This window comes from Burkholderia sp. NFPP32 (assembly GCF_900119325.1).
GTDB classification, from domain to species: domain Bacteria; phylum Pseudomonadota; class Gammaproteobacteria; order Burkholderiales; family Burkholderiaceae; genus Burkholderia; species Burkholderia pyrrocinia_C.
The window spans coordinates 546,450-562,835 of the sequence record NZ_FPJP01000002.1; the positions used below are offsets into that span (position 1 = coordinate 546,450).

Here is a 16,386-nt window from a genome sequence, read left to right on the forward strand (position 1 = left end):
CATGGACATTCCCCGGCAATCGACGCGCTCGGCGGAGCGCCCCGTCCGCGCATGGCTGACGCCCCGGCGCGTCGTCGCGTACAGCGCGTTCGTGCTCGTGTTCCACGTGCTGTTCCTGGCGATCTGGGCGTACGTGATCCGCTACACGCCGGGCACCACCATCGCGAGCCCGGGTGCCGACTACTCGGTCTTCTGGTCGGCGTCGTACGTAATGCTGCACGGCGCGCCATGGCAGGCGTACGATTTGCCGACCTTCTCGCGGCTATCGGCCGCGTTGTTCCCGTATTTCCGCGGCGAAGGCTTCGTCGCCTGGCTGTACCCGCCCACCTACCTGCTGCTCGTGACGCCGTTCGCGCTGCTGCCCTTTGCGATCGGTTATCCGCTGTTCGTCGCGTTCGGCATCGTCGTGTTCGGGTTCGCCGCGTGGCGCGTGTCGGGCCTCGGCGCGACGCCCGGCGTGCGGCGCGTCGGCGCGTTCGCGCTGGTCGGCGCCCCGTGCGTGTTCGTCACCGCGATGCTCGGGCAGAACGCGTTCCTGACCGCATCGTGCGCGGCGCTGGCCGTCTACTGGGCCGACAGGCGGCCGATGTGGGCCGGCCTCTGCATCGGCCTGCTGTCGGTCAAGCCGCAGATGGCGCTGCTGTTCCCGTTCGTGCTGGTCGCCGCGCGCGCGTGGCGCACGATCGCATGGGCCGCGCTCGCCACCGCCGCGTTAGGCGCATTGAGCGTGCTGGTGTGCGGCGTCGAGTCGCTGCCCCTGTTCGTCGCCAGTACGGGGCTCGCGCGGTCGCTCATTCTCGAGCATGGCGTGATGTTCTGGTTCGCGTCGCCGACGCCGTTCGCGGCATTTCGCCTCGCAGGCCTGCCGCTCGGCGCCGCGTATGCCGCGCACGCCTGCGTCGCGGCGATCGCGATCGCGGCCGCATGCATCGTGTGGGCGCGCTCGCGCGACACCCGCGTACGCGCGGCGGTGCTGGCGGTTGCGACGCTCGCGGCGAACCCGTACGTGTGGCATTACGAGCTCGCATGGCTCGGCATCGCGATCGCCTGCATGCTGGCGACCGGCTGGCGCGACGGCTGGCTGCGCGGCGAGCAGGCCACGATCGCGCTGATGTGGGCGCTGCCGCTCTACGAATACCTGAACCCGTGGCTGCAGCTGCCGCAGATCGGCCCGGCCGTGACGCTCGCCGCTCTCCTCGCGCTGCTGCGCCGCGCGCGGTCCGGCGCTCACAGCGCGAGCCGCGGCGGCACGTACACGCCGTAGTACGGCCCGACGCCGGTCGCGACGCCGGTCATCTTCACGCCGGCGACGAAGTGGCCCTGGATGTACTTGTACGTGCCCCCGAGCGACACGTCGATGTGGAACGCCGCGAACGCGACGATCGGCACGTAGGTGCTGGTCGACGTCTGCGTGACGACCGGCAGCACCACCGTCGTGCCGACCGGCACCGACGTGTAGAGCGTCGCCTTCACGCCGGTCGCAAGGTAGATGCTGTCGCCGATATTGAGCGTCGTCGGGTTGCCGGTCACCATCAGCCCGCCCATCGTCGTCGTATCGGTCGCCGTCGACTGGAACGACGTCCACTGCCCGCCCATGCACAGCGTGCCGTAGGTCTGGCCGTTCGTGATCGAGAACTCGTACGGCTGGCCCGTCAGCGGATTGATCAGCGGCTGGTTGGTCGCCGCGTTCCAGTACTGGTTGTACACGCACTGGTCGATCGCGATCGGAAACAGTCCGCCGGCCGCCACCCCGCCCGGCGCGGCCAGCACCGCCACCGCGGTCGCGCTGCCGGACGCGCCGGGAATCCCCAGCAGCCCGCCGAGCAGCAGCGGAATCGAGCCGCCGTTCACGCCCGGCGCGCGCGTCACGGTGACCTGCACGGCCGGCACGTCGTACGAGCCGGGCGTGATGGTCGTCGCCTGCATGGATGCGGGGCTGCGCGTCACGTTCCAGTAGCCGGTGGTCACCGTGCCGGTGGACAGCGCGGCGCCGGCCGCCGAGTTCTGCGCGATCACGCCGTTTGCCGCCGGCGCGGCCTGCGACCAGTTCAGCGCGCCGCCGCTCGGCGACATCATCGCGTCGGCCCCCGCGAGCGCGGCCGCGTCGGCGGCGTTCTGCAACTGGTTGCGCACCGTGGCCACCCACGCGACGTCGATCGCCAGCGCGCCGAACGACAGCAGCGGAATCAGGAACAGCAGGAAGAACAGCGCGATCGAGCCGCGCTGCCGCGCGGGGCCGGGAGCGCGCGTGTCGCCCGCGTCATTCATAAAGCATCACCGAGGTGGCCGAGACCGTCACCGGGCCAGTCAGCGCGCTGAACGCGGAACCGAGCACCATCCCCGAATACGTGTAGGTCACCGTCACCGTCAGCGCGGTGCCCGACGTCGTGCCGTTCGCCTGGGTCACGGTCACGGCCGGTGTCGTCGGCGTGCCGCCGGTGATCAGGCTGTTCTGCATGTAGGTCTGCGCGACGTTGGCGATCTGCGTCGTGGTCAGCATCGGCACGCGCAGCATGACACCGGCGCGCGCGGCCTCGCGGCTCGCGTTCGTGATGACGGCCTTGTCGCACAGGATCAGGCTCGTGTCGATGATGCCGATCAGCACCATCAGCAGGAACGGCAGCATCAGCACGAACTCGAGGGACACGACGCCGCGCGCGCGGCGGGCGAGCGTCGCCCCGCGTGTCATTTTGCGGCCCCCGCTCCCGGCGGCGCGACGCCCGACTCCAGCGCCGCACCCGACAGCGGCGGCGCGCCGCCGGCAGCCCCGCGCGACGCGAGCCGCGCGCGCACCGCCTGGTAGAAACGCAGGTTGTCGGCCACCGCCGACGCGGGCAGGTCCGCCGACAGCAGCTTCTTCGCCGAATCGGTGTTGCCGAGCACGCCATACGCGAACGCGAGGTTCTGGCGCGCCTGCCACGGCGCATCGGGCAGCCCCGCGACGTCGAGCAGCACGTTCACGCCCTCGCGCGGCCGGTTGCTCAGCACGAGCGACAGCCCGAGGTCGATGCGCAGCCCCTGCGCGTCCGGGTGCGCGCGCAGCGCGTCGCGATACACGGCTTGCGCATCCGCATGGCGCCCCTGCAGATCGAGCACGGTGCCGAGCCCTTGCGCCGCGAGCGGATGGTTCGGCTGCGCGGCCAGCAGGTCGCGATAGCGCTGCGCGGCTTCGTCGAGCCGGCGCTGCCGCAACGCGACGCGCGCGAGCCCGAGCCGCGGGCCGAGCTCCGCGGGCGACTGCCGCTGCGCTTCGTCGTAGAGGATCCGCGCGCGCTCCAGATCGCCGGCGCGATAGTTGACGTCGCCGAGCCCCAGCCGCGCCGCGAGCGACTCGGGATGCTTCGCGAGCACCTTCTCGTACAGCGTCGACGCGAGATCGACGTTGCCGCCCGCGAGCGCGCTGTCCGCGATGCGCAGTTCGGCCTGCGGGTCGTCGCTCTTGTGCGACAGCACCGGCCGCGTCTGGACGCCCGGCGCGCCGCAGCCGCCGGCCAGCACCGGCAGCACGGCCGCGAGCGCGAACATGCGTACGACGGATCGTGTCATTTGAATACCTCGAGCAGGCGGATCGCCGCCGGCCCCGCCGCGATCAGGCCGACCGTCGGCAGGATGAACAGCATCATCGGCAGCGTGATCTTCGGCGCGAGCTTCGCGGCCTTTTCCTCGAGCGCGACGATCTGCTCGGTGCGCTCGCTGCGCGACAGGGTTCGCAGCGCCTGCGTGATCGGCGTGCCGAACCGCTGCGACTGCGTGAGCGTCGTCGCGAGCGAGCGCGCCGACGAGAAATCGACGCGCGTCGCGAAATGCGTGAGCGTCGCGGATACATTGCCGCTCAGCGTGAGTTCGTCCGCGCACACCGTCAGCTCGTCGGCGAGCGGCGGGCAGATGCGCGCCAGTTCGTGCGCGACGCGCCGGATGCCCGAAGCGAGGCTGTTGCCGGCCATCGTGCAGATCACGAGCAGGTCGAGCGCGTCCGGAAAGCACGCGGCGATGATCCGCCGCCGCCGCCGGATCATCGCGCCGAGCACGTACTCGGGCACGATCACGCCGATCACGAACGCAGCGATCATCGCCAGCGCGCGGATCACGAAGTATTCGCCGAGCCGTGGAATGTACGGGCTGAACACGATCGCCACGCCCGCGAACAGCACGCCGCAGCTCAGCTTGATGCCGATCATCGATGACACCGCGCGGCGGTCGCGAAAGCCCGCGCGCGCCAATTGCAGACCGAGCTTCACGCGCTGCATCGGGTCGAGCACCGGCAGCCGCTCGCCGAGCTGCGCGAGCCGGCGCGTCAGGCCCTGGCGGACCTCGCCCGGCTGCAGCCGCCCCGCCGCGAGCGACGGCGCGCGCTGCCCGGCCGCCTGCTGTACGCGCATGGCGATGCGCCGGCGCGCGCCGCCGCCGGGCGTGACGAGCGCCACACCGACGCAGGCGAGCAACAGCAGCAGTTCGAGGCCGCGGGCGGCCAGCATCGACATCGTCATCGCGCGGTATCCAGTCTCGAGATCTTGCGGATCGCCAGCAGCCCGACCGTCAGCAGCCCGGCGGCGATCGTCAGCATCGTGTTGCCGGCGTGCGTCGTGAACAGCAGCATCACATATGGGCGGTTCACGAGGAACAGCGCGCCGATCATCACGAACGGCACCGCCGAAATGATCTTCGTCGTGATCCGCCCTTCGGCGGTCAGCGCGCGGGTCTTCAGGCGGATGTCGCGGCGCGTGCGGATGATGCTCGACAATTCGTCGAGCGTCTCGCCGAGGCTGCCGCCGGTTTCGCGCTGCAGCAGCAGGTAGACGGTGAAGAACGAGAAGTCCGCGATCATCAGCCGGTCCGCCGCCTGCGTGAGCACGTCCTTGAGATCCGCGCCGACCCGCAGGCTGTCGCCCATCGTGCGGAACGTGGAGCGCACCGGCTCGGCCGCGCCGTCGCCGACCGTGCTGATCGCCTGCGTGACCGGAATGCCCGCGCGCACGGCCCGCACGATCAGGTCGATCGCGTCCGGGAACGCTTCGAGAAAACGGATCCGGAAGCGCTCGACCAGCGACCGGTAGCTGGCGCGCATCGCGAGCAGCGGCAGCCCGACGCAGATCAGCGGACGCAGGAAGTCCGGCGGCCCGATCAGCTTCACCGCGACGATCGCCGCGATCGCGCCGGCGATCGTGCTGGCCACGACGATCCGCACGCCGCCTTCGCCGCCGACCGCGCGCACGCGCGTCAGGTGGCGCCGCAGCCACGTGCGCGCGCGGCCCTGCCGGCGTTCGAGGTTGAACAGCGCGACGCCGGAGCCGGCGGACGCGCCCGCATCGCGGCCCGCGAGCAACGGCGACAGGTGCCGCATCCGCTCGCGAATGCGCTGCGCCGGCGTGCGGTGTGCGCGATCGAGCAGCGACGACAGCGCGAGCCCGATCGCGAGGATCACGACGAACGCGCCTGCCGCGAACAGGTCGGCGGCCCTCATTGGCGGAATACCTCGGCAAGCGCGTCCTCGACGCCGTAATACGCGGCGCGCGGCGCGAATGCCGGCCGCAGCGACGACGCGTCGAACACGCCCTTGACCGCGTCGCGCGTCGTGTCGCCTTCCTGGCGGAACGCGAACAGGTCCTGCGTGATGACCACCTCGCCCTCCATCCCGACGATCTCGGTAATCCGCGTGACGCGCCGCACGCCGTCGCGCATCCGCTCGACCTGCACGAACAGGTGCACGGCGCTCGCGATCTGGCGCCGGATCGACAGCAGTTGCAGGTTCGCGTTCGCCATCATGACCATGCTCTCGAGCCGGCTGATGGCGTCGCGCGGCGAGTTCGCATGGATCGTCGTCATCGAGCCGTCGTGGCCGGTGTTCATCGCCTGCAGCACGTCGAACGCCTCCGGGCCGCGAATCTCGCCGAGGATGATGCGATCGGGCCGCATCCGCAGCGCGTTGCGCACGAGGTCGCGCTGCGAGATTCCGCCGAGCCCCTCGGTATTCTCCGGCCGCGTCTCGAGGCTGACGACGTGCGGCTGCTGCAGTTGCAGCTCGGCGGCGTCCTCGATCGTCACGATTCGTTCGTGCTGCTCGATGTGCTGCGACAACGCGTTGAGCATCGTCGTCTTGCCCGAGCCGGTACCGCCCGAGATCACGATGTTCAGCCGGCACAAACACGCCACCTTCAGCACCTGCAGCATCGGATGCGAGATGTTGCCCTGATGCGCCATCCGCGCGAGCGTGATGTCGCGCTTCGCGAACTTGCGGATCGAGATCGACGGGCCGCGCATCGCGATCGGCGGCAGCACGACGTTCACGCGGCTGCCGTCGGCGAGGCGCGCGTCGACCATCGGGCTGCTCTCGTCGACGCGCCGGCCCACCGCCGCCGCGATCCGCTGCGCGACGCTCGTCACGTGCGCGTCGTCGCGAAATTTCAGCGACGTGAGCTCGAGCCGGCCGGCGCGCTCGACGTAGACCTGGTCGGGCCCGTTGACGAGGATGTCGGTGACCGTCTCGTCGGCGAGCAGCGGCTCGATCGGGCCGACGCCGAACATGTCGTTCAGGATCGCGTCGACGATCAGCACCTGCTCGCCGGCCGTGATCTTCAGGCGCTCGCGCTCGACCGTGTGCGCCGCCACCTGCTCGATGCCCGCGCGCACTTCGTCGCGCGTCTTCATCAGCGCCGCCGACATGTTCATCGACGCAAACACCGCGGTGCGGATCGCGTCGAACTTGCCGGAGCGGATCAGCGCCTCGTGGGTGTCGGCGGCCGCGGGCGTGCGGGCTGGCGGCGGCGCGGGCGCGGACGCGACCGCCGGCGCCGGCGCGCGCGGCGCCGCGGGCGAGGCGGCCGGTGCGGGGTCCGGCGCGGGATCCGGCGCAGAGTCCGGCGGCGGCCGGTTGCGGTTACCGAACGTCACGATCCTTTCCTCCATTTGACGAAGCGCGCGTACCACGGCTCCGCGACGGCCATCGGCTCGCCGGTGATGCCGTTCGCGAGTTGCCGGATCCCGTCCAGGAAGCCGTGGCGCTTCGCATCTTCGATCGGCTCGCCGAGGTTCTCGGCGACCGCCAGCGTCTGCGGCTCGTGCGGCAGCTCGCGCAGCGACGCGCCGCCGAATGCCTCCGCGAAATCGGCCGGCTCGACGCGGCCCGCGACCGGCGCGAGCGGGTTGTTCAGCGCAATCGACAGCAGCCGCTCGCCCGGCAGTTCCTGCACGAAGCGCGCGAGCCGCGCGGATTCGTACGCGGCGAGCACCGAGCGGTCGGCGACGACGTAGACGAGATCGGACGCCTCGAGCGCATCCTCGAACAGCTTGCCGGCGCCGCTGCCGACGTCGAACAGCACGTAGTGGAAGCGGTCCTTCAGCATGTCGACCAGGCGCGCGACCACCCCGTCGCTCAGCGGCACGTCGGCGCCGTACGCGAGCTCGGCCGACAGCACGTGCAGGCGGTCGCCCTTGGTGACGAACATGCGGTCGAACAGCGCGTCGTCGGGACGCTGCTCCATGTTCAGCAATTCGACCAGCCCGTTGTTGCTGGACAGTCCGAGCATCGAGTTCGCGCCGCCGCCATGCAGGTTCAGGTCGATATACGCGACGCGGCGGCGCTTCTCGCCCGCCAGGCAGCGCGCGAGGCTCACCGCGATGGTCGTCGTGCCGACGCCGCCGCGTGCGCCGACGAAGCTGACGATCTTGCCGGTGCGCACCTGCACGACCGATTCCGTCGCCGTCAGCGCGCGCCGCATCAGCTCGACGGTCAGCGGCTTGACGATGTAGTCCTGCACGCCGATGCCGAGCAGGTTGCGAAACAGCCCGACGTCGTTCTGCGTGCCGATCGCGACGACCCGCACCGACGGATCGCACACGTCGGCGAGCCGCATCAGGTCCGACACCGGCAGCACCGAATCCGACACGTCGACGACCAGTTGGCGCGGCGAACGCTCGTGCTGCTGCAGCAGCCGGATCGCGTCGTCGCAGGTGCCCGTCTGCAGGTGAGCACGCGTGATCGACAAATCGTGCGCGACGCGCCGGATCACGTCCTCGCTGCCCGGATCGGACACGACCGCGACGAGATCCGTCGCTCCGGCGGACGCGGCGCGCTTGGCGCTCTGGCGATCGAGGACGTTCATGGGCGGCATCGCGATGGCCTCGGGAATCGGTTCAATGGCCGGGCGAGCCGGTCGTCGTCTGCGTCCTGCCGGGCGTCGGCTGCTTCACGCGATCCTCGACGTAGCGGCGCACCGCACCGGCCGCGACTTCCGCGTCGGCGCCGCCGTACGGCACCGGCGCGACGAGATCCTGCGGTCGCGCGAGCATGGCCGCGAGGTTCGTGTAGGTCGCGCAGCCGAACGGCACGCCCGGCCGCCCGAAGCCCGCGTCGACAAGATGCGACGGCTGCATCAGCTTCGCGCAGTCGGGCGCCACCGCCTGCACGCCGTCGAAGCCGATCGACCGCGCGTCGGGCAGGTTCAGCGGCGGCGGCGCCGACATGCAGCCCGCCAGCGCCAGCGGCAGCAGTGCGGAGACGGTGGTTCGAGCTCGCATGGGCGCTCCTCCGGTTCAGTACACGAAGCCCGCGGCGCCGACGAGGCGCGGCGTGTCGCCCGACAGCAGGTCGAGCCCGAGGTTGCGCTGCACCGCGAACTCCAGATCGCTGCTCGGCCGCGCGACGGTGTCGATCGCCTGCTCGAGCTGGCCGGGCCCGGTCGGCTGCACGATGTACGGCGTGACGATCACGACCACCTCGGTCTTGTTGTCCTGGAAATTCTTCGACGAAAACAGCCGGCCGATGATCGGCAGCCGGCCGAGCCCCGGGATCTGCGACACGGTGTCGGCCGTCTGGCTCTGCAGCAGCCCGCCGATCGCGAAGCTCTGCCCGCTCGACAGCTCGACCGTCGTCTCGACGCGTCGCACGGTGAGCGCCGGCACCCTGATGCTGCCCGTCGTCACGCTGTTGCTCGCGTCGACCTCGCTCACTTCCGGCCGCACCTTCAGGCTGATGCGGTTGTCGGAGAGCACGGTCGGCGTGAAGTCGAGCGATACGCCGAACGGCTTGTACTCGACCGTGATCACACCCGTGTTGCCGCTCTGCGCAACCGGGATCGGAATCTCGCCGCCCGCGAGGAAGCTCGCCGTCTCGCCCGACATCGCGGTCAGATTCGGCTCCGCGAGCATCGTGATCAGCCCTTCCTGATCGAGCGCGTCGAGCACGACGTCGATCGACCAGCGCCCCGCGCGGAAGCCGCCGAGCACCGAGAATGCGCCGGTCGGCGACAGGTTGAACAGGCCGTTCGTCGGGTCGAACAGCGTGCGCCCGTTGAACAGCCCGCCGACGAAGTTGCCGGCGGCGCCGAGCGAGCTCCAGTTGATGCCGAGCTGCTGCGTGACGTTGCGGCTCACCTCGGTCACCCGCACGCGCAGGTTCACCTGGATCGGGCGCGACAGCGTCAGCCGGTTGACGATCCTTTCCTTGTCGTGCAGGTACGGCGCGAGCGACTGCATCACGGCGTCCGCGTCGGCCGCGCCCGGCACCTTGCCCGACACCATCAGCGAGCCCGGCGCGCCGGACACCGACAGCTTCAGCTGCGGAAAGCGGCTGTCGAGCACCGTCTGCAGCGACGCCGTGTCGACCTGCACGATCACCGTCCTGCGCAGGATCGGCCGATGGTTCGCGCCGAGCGCGATCAGCGTGGTCGTGCCGGCCTTCTTGCCGAACACGAACACGGTGCGCGGCGACGGCACCTGAATGTCGGCGACGGTCGGATCGGCAACGAACATCGCGACCGCCGGCTCGGGCAGCGACAACAGCTCGCCCTTGCCGGTCGCGATCGACAGCGGCGCGCCGGCGTCCGGCGCGCGCACGCCCTGCGCGAACGCGACGCCGGGCGCGACGAGGCCGGCCAGGCACCAGAGAGCGATCCAACGAACGATGCGCACCATGCGTGTTCCCGTCATCCCGTCAAATGCCGGCCGCCGCGCGGCCGGCCCGCTCCGTCGATCCGTCATTGCGGCACCGCCGCCCGCGGCGGCTGCGCCGTCCCGTCCGCCGCCGCGACATTGCCGCCGCCCGGCAGCGCCGGCATTCCCTGCAGGCCGGACGGCAGCGGCGGCAGGCCCGGCGTGCCGGTGCCGCCGCCGCGCGACCCGTCGTCGATCGAGGAACCGCGATAGATCACGACCGTGTTGTTCTGTCCCGTCGGCCGTGCGCCGCCGGCCGCCGGCCCGGCGGACGGCGCGCGCGCGGCCTCGCGGGCCGCACGCGACACGTCGCCCGCCCACACCGGCTGCGTATCCGGCTCCTGCTCGTCGCCGCCCGCCGGTTGCCGCCGGTCGCTGGTCGCGAAGCTGCGCAGCGCGAGCGACAGCGAGCCGAGGCGCGTCGCGACCAGCACGACCTGCGCGGTGCGCGGCGCGACCTCGAGCGTGACCGTACGCGCTCGCGCCGTCGCGTCCGGCGCACTCGCGGGCGTCTTCGCCCGCTGGAATTCCGAGCCGACCGCAAGCACGCGCGCGCGCCGCACGACCGTCTCCGCTTCGAAGGTGCCGGGCGACGTCGCCGAGCCGCCGATCTGCTGCGTGAGCACCACGTCGACAAAGTCGCCCGGCTGGATCAGCCCCGCGTTGCCCGACACGTCGTCGACCGGCACCGAGATCGCGCGCATGCCGGGCTGCAGCGCGGCCGCGAGAAAATCCGGCGCGTCGGCCGGAATCACGTTGTCCGTGCGAATCGGCGTGCCGGCGCCGACGCGGTTGCGCAGCAGCGCGCCCTTCAGGTCGGCGCCCGGCTGCGACTCGACGAACGTGCCCGGCGGCACCTGTGCGCGCGGCATGCGCTTCCATGCGAGATCGTTGTCGCGCAGCAGCAGTCCTTCCGGCAGATCGGCGGCCGCGACACGCACGCGCGCCTGATCCGGTGCGCCGGGTGTCGACGGCGTCGACGCGGCAACGTACAGTTCGCGCAGGATGAATGCGCCGATGCCGGCAGCGATGATCAGCACGGCCATTCTCAGAGGTTTGGGCATGGCGGCGCGCGTCCCCCGGCTAGGTAAGCGAAACCGCGTGCGGAAACGGCGCCCAGACGGCCAGCGCACCGCCGAGCGCGAGCGCGAGCCCGTACGGCACGCCGCGCGCGGCGACCGCGCGGGCGGGCGTGGCGCGCCGCTGCCAGGCGACGGCCGCGAGCGCGGCGAGACCGCATAACGCGCCACCCGCGCCGACGATCGTCAACACGGGGAACGCCAGCGTCGGGCCGGCCCACAGGAATACCGCCGCCGCCAGCTTGACGTCGCCGCCGCCGATCCAGCCCGCGTGGCGCAAGCCGCCGAACAGCAGCAGCATCGCGGCGGCGGTCGCGAGGTGGCCGGCCAGCGGCGCGAACCCTTCGCGCACGAGCGCCGCCGCGACGAAATACAGCATCGCGAACGCCAGCACCGCGCGATTGGACAAGCGCCGGTCGCGCAGGTCCTGCGCCGCGAGCGACGCCAGCACGACCGTGGCCACCGACTGCACGAGAGTGAGCATGGGAGAGCCGTCCATCGGCGCACCCCCGGCTGGATACGTTCTACCGCTGCGGATCCGTGTATTCGTCGGCGGCGCGCGGGTTCAGGGGATCAGATCAGGCCCGTCACCTTCGTGATCAGCGCCGTGAACACGCTCGGCAAGCCGCCGGAAGTGCTGCTGAGGATCACGCCGACCGCTGCCAGCGCGACCACGACGATGCCTGCCAGCACCGCATATTCGAGCGAGCTGACGCCACGTTCATCACGCAGCAGGGACTTGACGTATTGCAGCATGGCAACCTCCGTGTGACGGGGTCGATGATCGACCGTTGAACGTAAAGACGCTGCATGGGTCCGGCGGCTGCATATGGCGTTCGCCCATTCGCGACTCATGCGGCCGGCCCACGCATGAGGCCGTTCGCATTCCCCGAAGTCCACTCGATCACTGCGACGCGCGGCATGCAACGACGGCATCGATCGTTTCATTCGCACATCTGTTGTGCAGCCTCGCCGGCACGACGCCGACCGCACTGATTCGTCTAGGGTATAGACAATTTTTGAGACGATTTCAAATAATTTGGCGTCGGAATGTATTTATGGATAGCACCCTGCAATGATGAAATTCATGCAGGGGGTCTATCGAAATTCTTTGTCGCGGCATTCCGTATGGTTCAGATTGGTTCAGACGTCGATGTAAGCATGTTAACTGCCGCGATGCGTCATTTCCCGTCTGGCGGAATAACCCGTTTCCATTCGATTTTTCGGTATGCCGGATGGGCCGTGCGCACCGTTTCACGCGAGGTGGTTCGCATATGCCGGCCGGAAATCCGTTCACGCTCCGTCCGGCCAATTCGGCAAATATGACTGGTCCGGATCGGTTTTTTTAACCGACTGATGCCGATTTCACCGCCCTGATTCGCACGCCGATCGGCCGGCGAATCCGCAAATCCGCGATTTAGCCATTTCAGGAATTTTCCAGCCGGCGCTTGCCTGATCAGCAGGCGACGCCAATCAACATGATCGGAATCCTGAACGATTCCGCGATATATGCGAATCCGCTTTTCGTTCGCGGAAACGGCACGCCCGGCCCCGCAACCCGCCAGGCGGCGATAAGCATAGTTCAAATCGTTGTTTGTCCCGCGCCGGAAGCGTCCACCAGAATGGCTCGACGCCTCCCTGTCCGATTTCATTTTCACGCTACCCGACGCACCATGACCGATCGATTCCCGTTTCCGCTGCGCCTGCTGCGATCACTGCTGGCGGCCACGCTGATGACGCTGGCGGCCGCCGCCGCGCACGCCGACAAGCCCGCCACCATCCGCATCGGCGTCGCCCAGCAGGGCGCCGGCGATCCGCCGACCTTCGGCGGCTCGAGCGCCGCCACCGCGCAATTGCAGCAACTGGTCGAAAAGGAATTCGCGGCCGACGGCATCAACGTGCAGTGGCTGTTCTTCAAGGGCGCGGGGCCGGCCGTCAACGAGGCGATCGCCAACAAGGCACTCGACTTCGCGTACCAGGGCGACCTGCCGGCCGTGCTCGCACGTTCGAACGGGATCAAGACGCACCTGCTGCTTGCCGCGAGTGTGCGCTCGGGCGTGAAGATCGCAGTCCCGCCCGACTCCGGCATCCGTTCGATCACCGACCTGAAGGACCGCCGCGTGTCGATCTTCCGCGGCACGAACCTGCAGCTCGTCGCCGACAACGCGCTCGCGAAAAACGGCCTCGGCGAACGCGACCTGCGCGTGATCAACCTCGACGCCGCGAGCTCGCTCGCCGCGCTCGCGTCGAAAGGCATCGACGCGTCGGTGGGCGACTACCAGCTATACAAGCTGCGCGACGCGGGGCTCGCGAAGATCATCTACGAATCGCAGAACGACGGCCCGCAGTACACGCGCCAGACCCACCTGCTCGTGCTGGACGATTTCGAACGCGCGCATCCGGACATCGTGCAGCGCGTCGTCAACGCGCTGGTCAAGGGCGCGCAATGGTCGTCCGACGAGGCGAACCGCGATGCGCTGTTCAAGCTGTGGGCGAAGAGCGGCGTCCCGTATTCGTCGTGGCAGGCGGACTATGCGAACCAGCGCCTGAAGGATCGCCTGTCGCCGCTGATCGATCCGTTCCTCGTCGCGCGCTACAAGGCCGTCGCGCAGGATGCACTGAAGCTGAAGCTGATCCGCCAGCCGGTCGACGTCGACGGCTGGTTCGAGCCGAAGTATCTCGACAACGCGCTGCGCACGCTGAAGCTCGAAAACTACTGGCCGCGCTACGACGCGGCCGGCAAGCCCCTTTCCTGACCCGGACCCGCCCCGATGAGCGACACCGCGATCCCGATTCCGTCGTCCGAGCCGCATGCACTCGCCGCGCCGCCGCGCCGCGCGGCGGGCGTGAAGCGGCTGACGTGGCAGCTCGCGCCGTGGGTACTACCCGCGCTGCTGTTCGCGCTGTGGAGCGTCGGCAGCGCGCGCGGCTGGATCGCACCGCAGATCCTGCCGCCGCCCGAACGCGTGTACGACGCGCTCGCCGATCTCGCGACGAGCGGCGATCTCGCACGCCACACGCTGGTCAGCCTGCAGCGCGTGCTGGTCGGCTTCGCGGCCGGCTCGCTGCTCGGTTTCGCGATCGGCGTCGCGCTCGGCCTGTCGCACACGCTGGAAGCCTATGTGCTGCCGAGCTTCAACGCGCTCGTGCAGATCCCGGTGCTCGGCTGGCTGCCGTTCCTGCTGCTGCTCGTCGGCGTCGGCGAACCGCTCAAGTACCTGCTGATCGCGCATGCGGCGCTCGTCCCCGTCACGATGAGCACGTTGCAGGGGTTTCGCCAGACGCCGCCTGCGCTCGACGAAGTCGCGCGCGGGTTCGGCTACACGCGCCGGCAACGCATCGTCCACGTCGTGCTGCCGGCCGCGATCCCGACGCTCGCGACCGGCGTGCGGCTCGCGTTCACGAAGTCGTGGCTCGCGCTCGTCGTCGTCGAGCTCGTCGCGTCCTCCGAAGGGCTCGGCTACCTGATCGTGTACGGCCGGCAACTGTTCCAGCTCGATCTCGTGATGGCGGCCGTGGTCGTGGTCGGCGCGGTCGGCCTGCTGATCAACCGGCTGCTCGATGCACTCGAAGCGCGCCTGCGCCGCGGCGTGCCGTCCGCGTTCCGCGGCTGAACCGGCCTGCCCGCACCAACCGAAGGAAACCACCCGATGCCGCACTCCGCCACGTCGACGCTCGCGCCGGCTGCCACGCCGTCGCCCGTCACAGCCGCCCGCCGCCTGCATGCGCCCGACTGGCGCGGCTTCGTGCTGCCGCTCGTCGCGTTCGCGCTCTGGTGGGCGATCGCTTCCGCGCACGTCGTGAAAAGCGGGCTGCTCGTCGGCCCGGCCGACGTCCTGCACACCGCGTGGTCGCAGGTCACGAGCGGCGCGCTCGGCCGCGCACTGTCCGCGTCGCTCGCGCGCGAAGCCTGCGGTTTCGCGATCGGTGCGACGGGCGGGCTGCTGCTCGGCACCGCGCTCGGGCTGTCGCGCATCGCCGTGCGCATCGTCGGCCCGAGCTTCGACACGTTCAAGCAGATCTCGCTGTTCGCGTGGATTCCGCTGATCTCCGTGTGGTTCGGCCTCGGCGACGTCGCCAAGGTCGTGTTCCTGTCGCTCGCCGCGCTGTTGCCCGTCGCCGCGCACACGTGCGACGGCATTCACGCGGTGCCGCGCGCATATGTCGACGTCGCCCGCGCGCTGCGCTATTCGCGGCTCCAGCTCGTCCGCTACGTGATCCTGCCGGCCGCACTGCCGTCGATCTTCACCGGGCTGTATCTCGGCCTGATCTATTCGTGGCTCGCGACGCTCGGCGCCGAATACCTGCTCGTTGCCGGCAGCGGGATCGGCAACACGCTGATCGACGGCAGCGAGCAGTTCCGGATGGATCTCGTGCTGTTCGGGATCATCGTGGTCGGCGTGACCGGCTGGGTGCTGAACGCGATCGCGCGTGCGATCGAACGCAAGGTGCTGGCCCGGCGCGGCGACCTGCCGCGCTGATCTGACGCTCCTCCCCTGTCGCATCCTTCTTCGCTCCGCCATGACGACCCTCGCCTCCGACTCGCTCGACATCCTCCATGTAAGCAAGCACTACGCACAACGCGGCGCGGCGCTCGCCGTGCTCGACGACGTGTCGCTGCACGTGCGCGCCGGCGAATTCGTCACGATCGTCGGCGCGAGCGGCTGCGGCAAGTCCACGCTGCTGCGGCTGGTCGCGGGGCTCGATACCGACTACTCGGGCGAGATCCGCGCCGGCGACGAACGCGTGCGCGACACGTCGCTGCAGCGCGGGATCGTGTTCCAGGATCACCGGCTGTTCCCATGGCTCACCGTCGAGCAGAACATCGGCGCCGCGCTGCGCAACGCGCCGCTCGACGCGGCCGCGAAGCGGCGAGCGGTAGCCGACCACATCGCGCTCGTCGGGCTGAACGGCTTCGGGCACGCGTTTCCGAACCAGTTGTCGGGCGGAATGGCGCAGCGCGTCGCGATCGCGCGCGGCCTCGTGAACCGGCCGCGCGTGCTGCTGCTCGACGAGCCGTTCGGCGCGCTCGACGCGCAGACGCGCGCGCGGATGCAGAACGAACTGCTGCGCATCTGGGAACAGGAGCGCATCACGATGATGCTCGTCACGCACGACGTCGACGAAGCCGTCTATCTCGGCGACCGCGTCGTCACGATGGCGCCGCGCCCGGGCCGCATCGAACGCATCGTCGATGTCGCGCTGCCGCGGCCGCGCCGGCGCGATTCGCCGGAATTCGCGCGGTTGCGCGATACGGTGCTCGCCGATTTCGACGATAGCGGCCCGCCGCGCGACGACGGCGCGGGCGGCAAGCGCATCGACACGCCGCACGCGCACCGGATCGGTGAATTCCGGCTTGCGTGGTAGAGACGTGTCGCGA

18 protein-coding genes are annotated in these 16,386 nt (G+C 70.0%); 5 read left to right on the plus strand and 13 right to left on the minus strand.

Annotated features, from left to right (window positions below; translation table 11 throughout):
* Window position 1: 1 nt before the first annotated feature.
* Window positions 2-1,264, plus strand: coding sequence for a glycosyltransferase family 87 protein (locus tag BT264_RS06800; RefSeq protein ID WP_072436483.1), 1,263 nt, complete (start codon window positions 2-4; stop codon window positions 1,262-1,264).
* Here BT264_RS06800 and BT264_RS06805 read toward each other — a convergent pair.
* The 13 genes from BT264_RS06805 to BT264_RS37915 all read right to left on the minus strand — a co-directional run bounded on the left by BT264_RS06805 (window position 1,228) and on the right by BT264_RS37915 (window position 12,664).
* Window positions 1,228-2,268, minus strand: a complete 1,041-nt coding sequence (locus BT264_RS06805; RefSeq protein ID WP_072436482.1) for a TadG family pilus assembly protein — start codon at window positions 2,266-2,268, stop codon at window positions 1,228-1,230. The two genes, BT264_RS06800 and BT264_RS06805, sit on opposite strands and share 37 nt — an antisense overlap.
* Complete coding sequence (locus BT264_RS06810) at window positions 2,261-2,689, minus strand: TadE/TadG family type IV pilus assembly protein (protein WP_072436481.1); 429 nt, start codon at window positions 2,687-2,689, stop codon at window positions 2,261-2,263. Before BT264_RS06810 ends, BT264_RS06805 begins: the two co-directional genes overlap by 8 nt.
* Window positions 2,686-3,546, minus strand: coding sequence for a tetratricopeptide repeat protein (locus tag BT264_RS06815; RefSeq protein ID WP_072436480.1), 861 nt, complete (start codon window positions 3,544-3,546; stop codon window positions 2,686-2,688). The genes BT264_RS06810 and BT264_RS06815 overlap by 4 nt, the downstream gene beginning before the upstream one ends.
* Complete coding sequence (locus tag BT264_RS06820) at window positions 3,543-4,487, minus strand: type II secretion system F family protein (protein ID WP_072436479.1); 945 nt, start codon at window positions 4,485-4,487, stop codon at window positions 3,543-3,545. Before BT264_RS06820 ends, BT264_RS06815 begins: the two co-directional genes overlap by 4 nt.
* The gene (locus BT264_RS06825; protein WP_072436478.1) at window positions 4,484-5,461 is read right to left on the minus strand and encodes a type II secretion system F family protein; all 978 of its coding nucleotides are present in this window, start codon (window positions 5,459-5,461) and stop codon (window positions 4,484-4,486) included. Before BT264_RS06825 ends, BT264_RS06820 begins: the two co-directional genes overlap by 4 nt.
* Window positions 5,458-6,888 (minus strand): TadA family conjugal transfer-associated ATPase, encoded by a 1,431-nt coding sequence (locus BT264_RS06830; protein WP_072436893.1) that lies wholly within the window; start codon window positions 6,886-6,888, stop codon window positions 5,458-5,460. Before BT264_RS06830 ends, BT264_RS06825 begins: the two co-directional genes overlap by 4 nt.
* The gene (locus BT264_RS06835) at window positions 6,885-8,108 is read right to left on the minus strand and encodes a CpaE/TadZ family protein (RefSeq protein ID WP_072436477.1); all 1,224 of its coding nucleotides are present in this window, start codon (window positions 8,106-8,108) and stop codon (window positions 6,885-6,887) included. Before BT264_RS06835 ends, BT264_RS06830 begins: the two co-directional genes overlap by 4 nt.
* Before the next feature lie 22 nt (window positions 8,109-8,130).
* The gene (locus BT264_RS06840; RefSeq protein WP_072436476.1) at window positions 8,131-8,514 is read right to left on the minus strand and encodes a CpaD family pilus assembly lipoprotein; all 384 of its coding nucleotides are present in this window, start codon (window positions 8,512-8,514) and stop codon (window positions 8,131-8,133) included.
* A 15-nt stretch (window positions 8,515-8,529) separates the two neighbouring features.
* A complete protein-coding gene (locus BT264_RS06845) occupies window positions 8,530-9,909 on the minus strand; it encodes a type II and III secretion system protein family protein (protein ID WP_072436475.1) in 1,380 nt (459 codons plus the stop codon).
* A 62-nt stretch (window positions 9,910-9,971) separates the two neighbouring features.
* Window positions 9,972-10,991, minus strand: a complete 1,020-nt coding sequence (cpaB, locus tag BT264_RS06850; protein ID WP_072436474.1) for a Flp pilus assembly protein CpaB — start codon at window positions 10,989-10,991, stop codon at window positions 9,972-9,974.
* A 19-nt stretch (window positions 10,992-11,010) separates the two neighbouring features.
* On the minus strand, window positions 11,011-11,490 hold the full coding sequence (locus BT264_RS06855) for a prepilin peptidase (protein WP_072436473.1): 480 nt from the start codon (window positions 11,488-11,490) through the stop codon (window positions 11,011-11,013).
* Between the two features lie 89 nt (window positions 11,491-11,579).
* Window positions 11,580-11,762, minus strand: coding sequence for a Flp family type IVb pilin (locus BT264_RS06860; protein WP_072436472.1), 183 nt, complete (start codon window positions 11,760-11,762; stop codon window positions 11,580-11,582).
* Window positions 11,763-12,187: 425 nt separating this feature from the next.
* The gene (locus BT264_RS37915; protein WP_143155681.1) at window positions 12,188-12,664 is read right to left on the minus strand and encodes a hypothetical protein; all 477 of its coding nucleotides are present in this window, start codon (window positions 12,662-12,664) and stop codon (window positions 12,188-12,190) included.
* A 15-nt stretch (window positions 12,665-12,679) separates the two neighbouring features.
* Between BT264_RS37915 and BT264_RS06865 the strand changes: the two genes are divergently transcribed.
* Genes BT264_RS06865 through BT264_RS06880 form a run of 4 tightly spaced genes read left to right on the plus strand, consistent with a single transcriptional unit; the run spans window position 12,680 to window position 16,373 of the window.
* Window positions 12,680-13,762 (plus strand): ABC transporter substrate-binding protein, encoded by a 1,083-nt coding sequence (locus BT264_RS06865; RefSeq protein WP_072436471.1) that lies wholly within the window; start codon window positions 12,680-12,682, stop codon window positions 13,760-13,762.
* A 15-nt stretch (window positions 13,763-13,777) separates the two neighbouring features.
* Entirely contained in the window at window positions 13,778-14,620 is an 843-nt protein-coding gene (locus BT264_RS06870) for an ABC transporter permease (protein WP_072436470.1), read from the plus strand.
* 36 nt (window positions 14,621-14,656) lie between these two features.
* Window positions 14,657-15,487 (plus strand): ABC transporter permease, encoded by an 831-nt coding sequence (locus tag BT264_RS06875; RefSeq protein WP_072436469.1) that lies wholly within the window; start codon window positions 14,657-14,659, stop codon window positions 15,485-15,487.
* A 40-nt stretch (window positions 15,488-15,527) separates the two neighbouring features.
* Window positions 15,528-16,373 carry an ABC transporter ATP-binding protein gene (locus BT264_RS06880; protein WP_072436468.1) on the plus strand — a complete coding sequence of 282 codons (846 nt, stop codon included), beginning with the start codon at window positions 15,528-15,530 and terminating at the stop codon, window positions 16,371-16,373.
* Window positions 16,374-16,386: the final 13 nt, after the last annotated feature.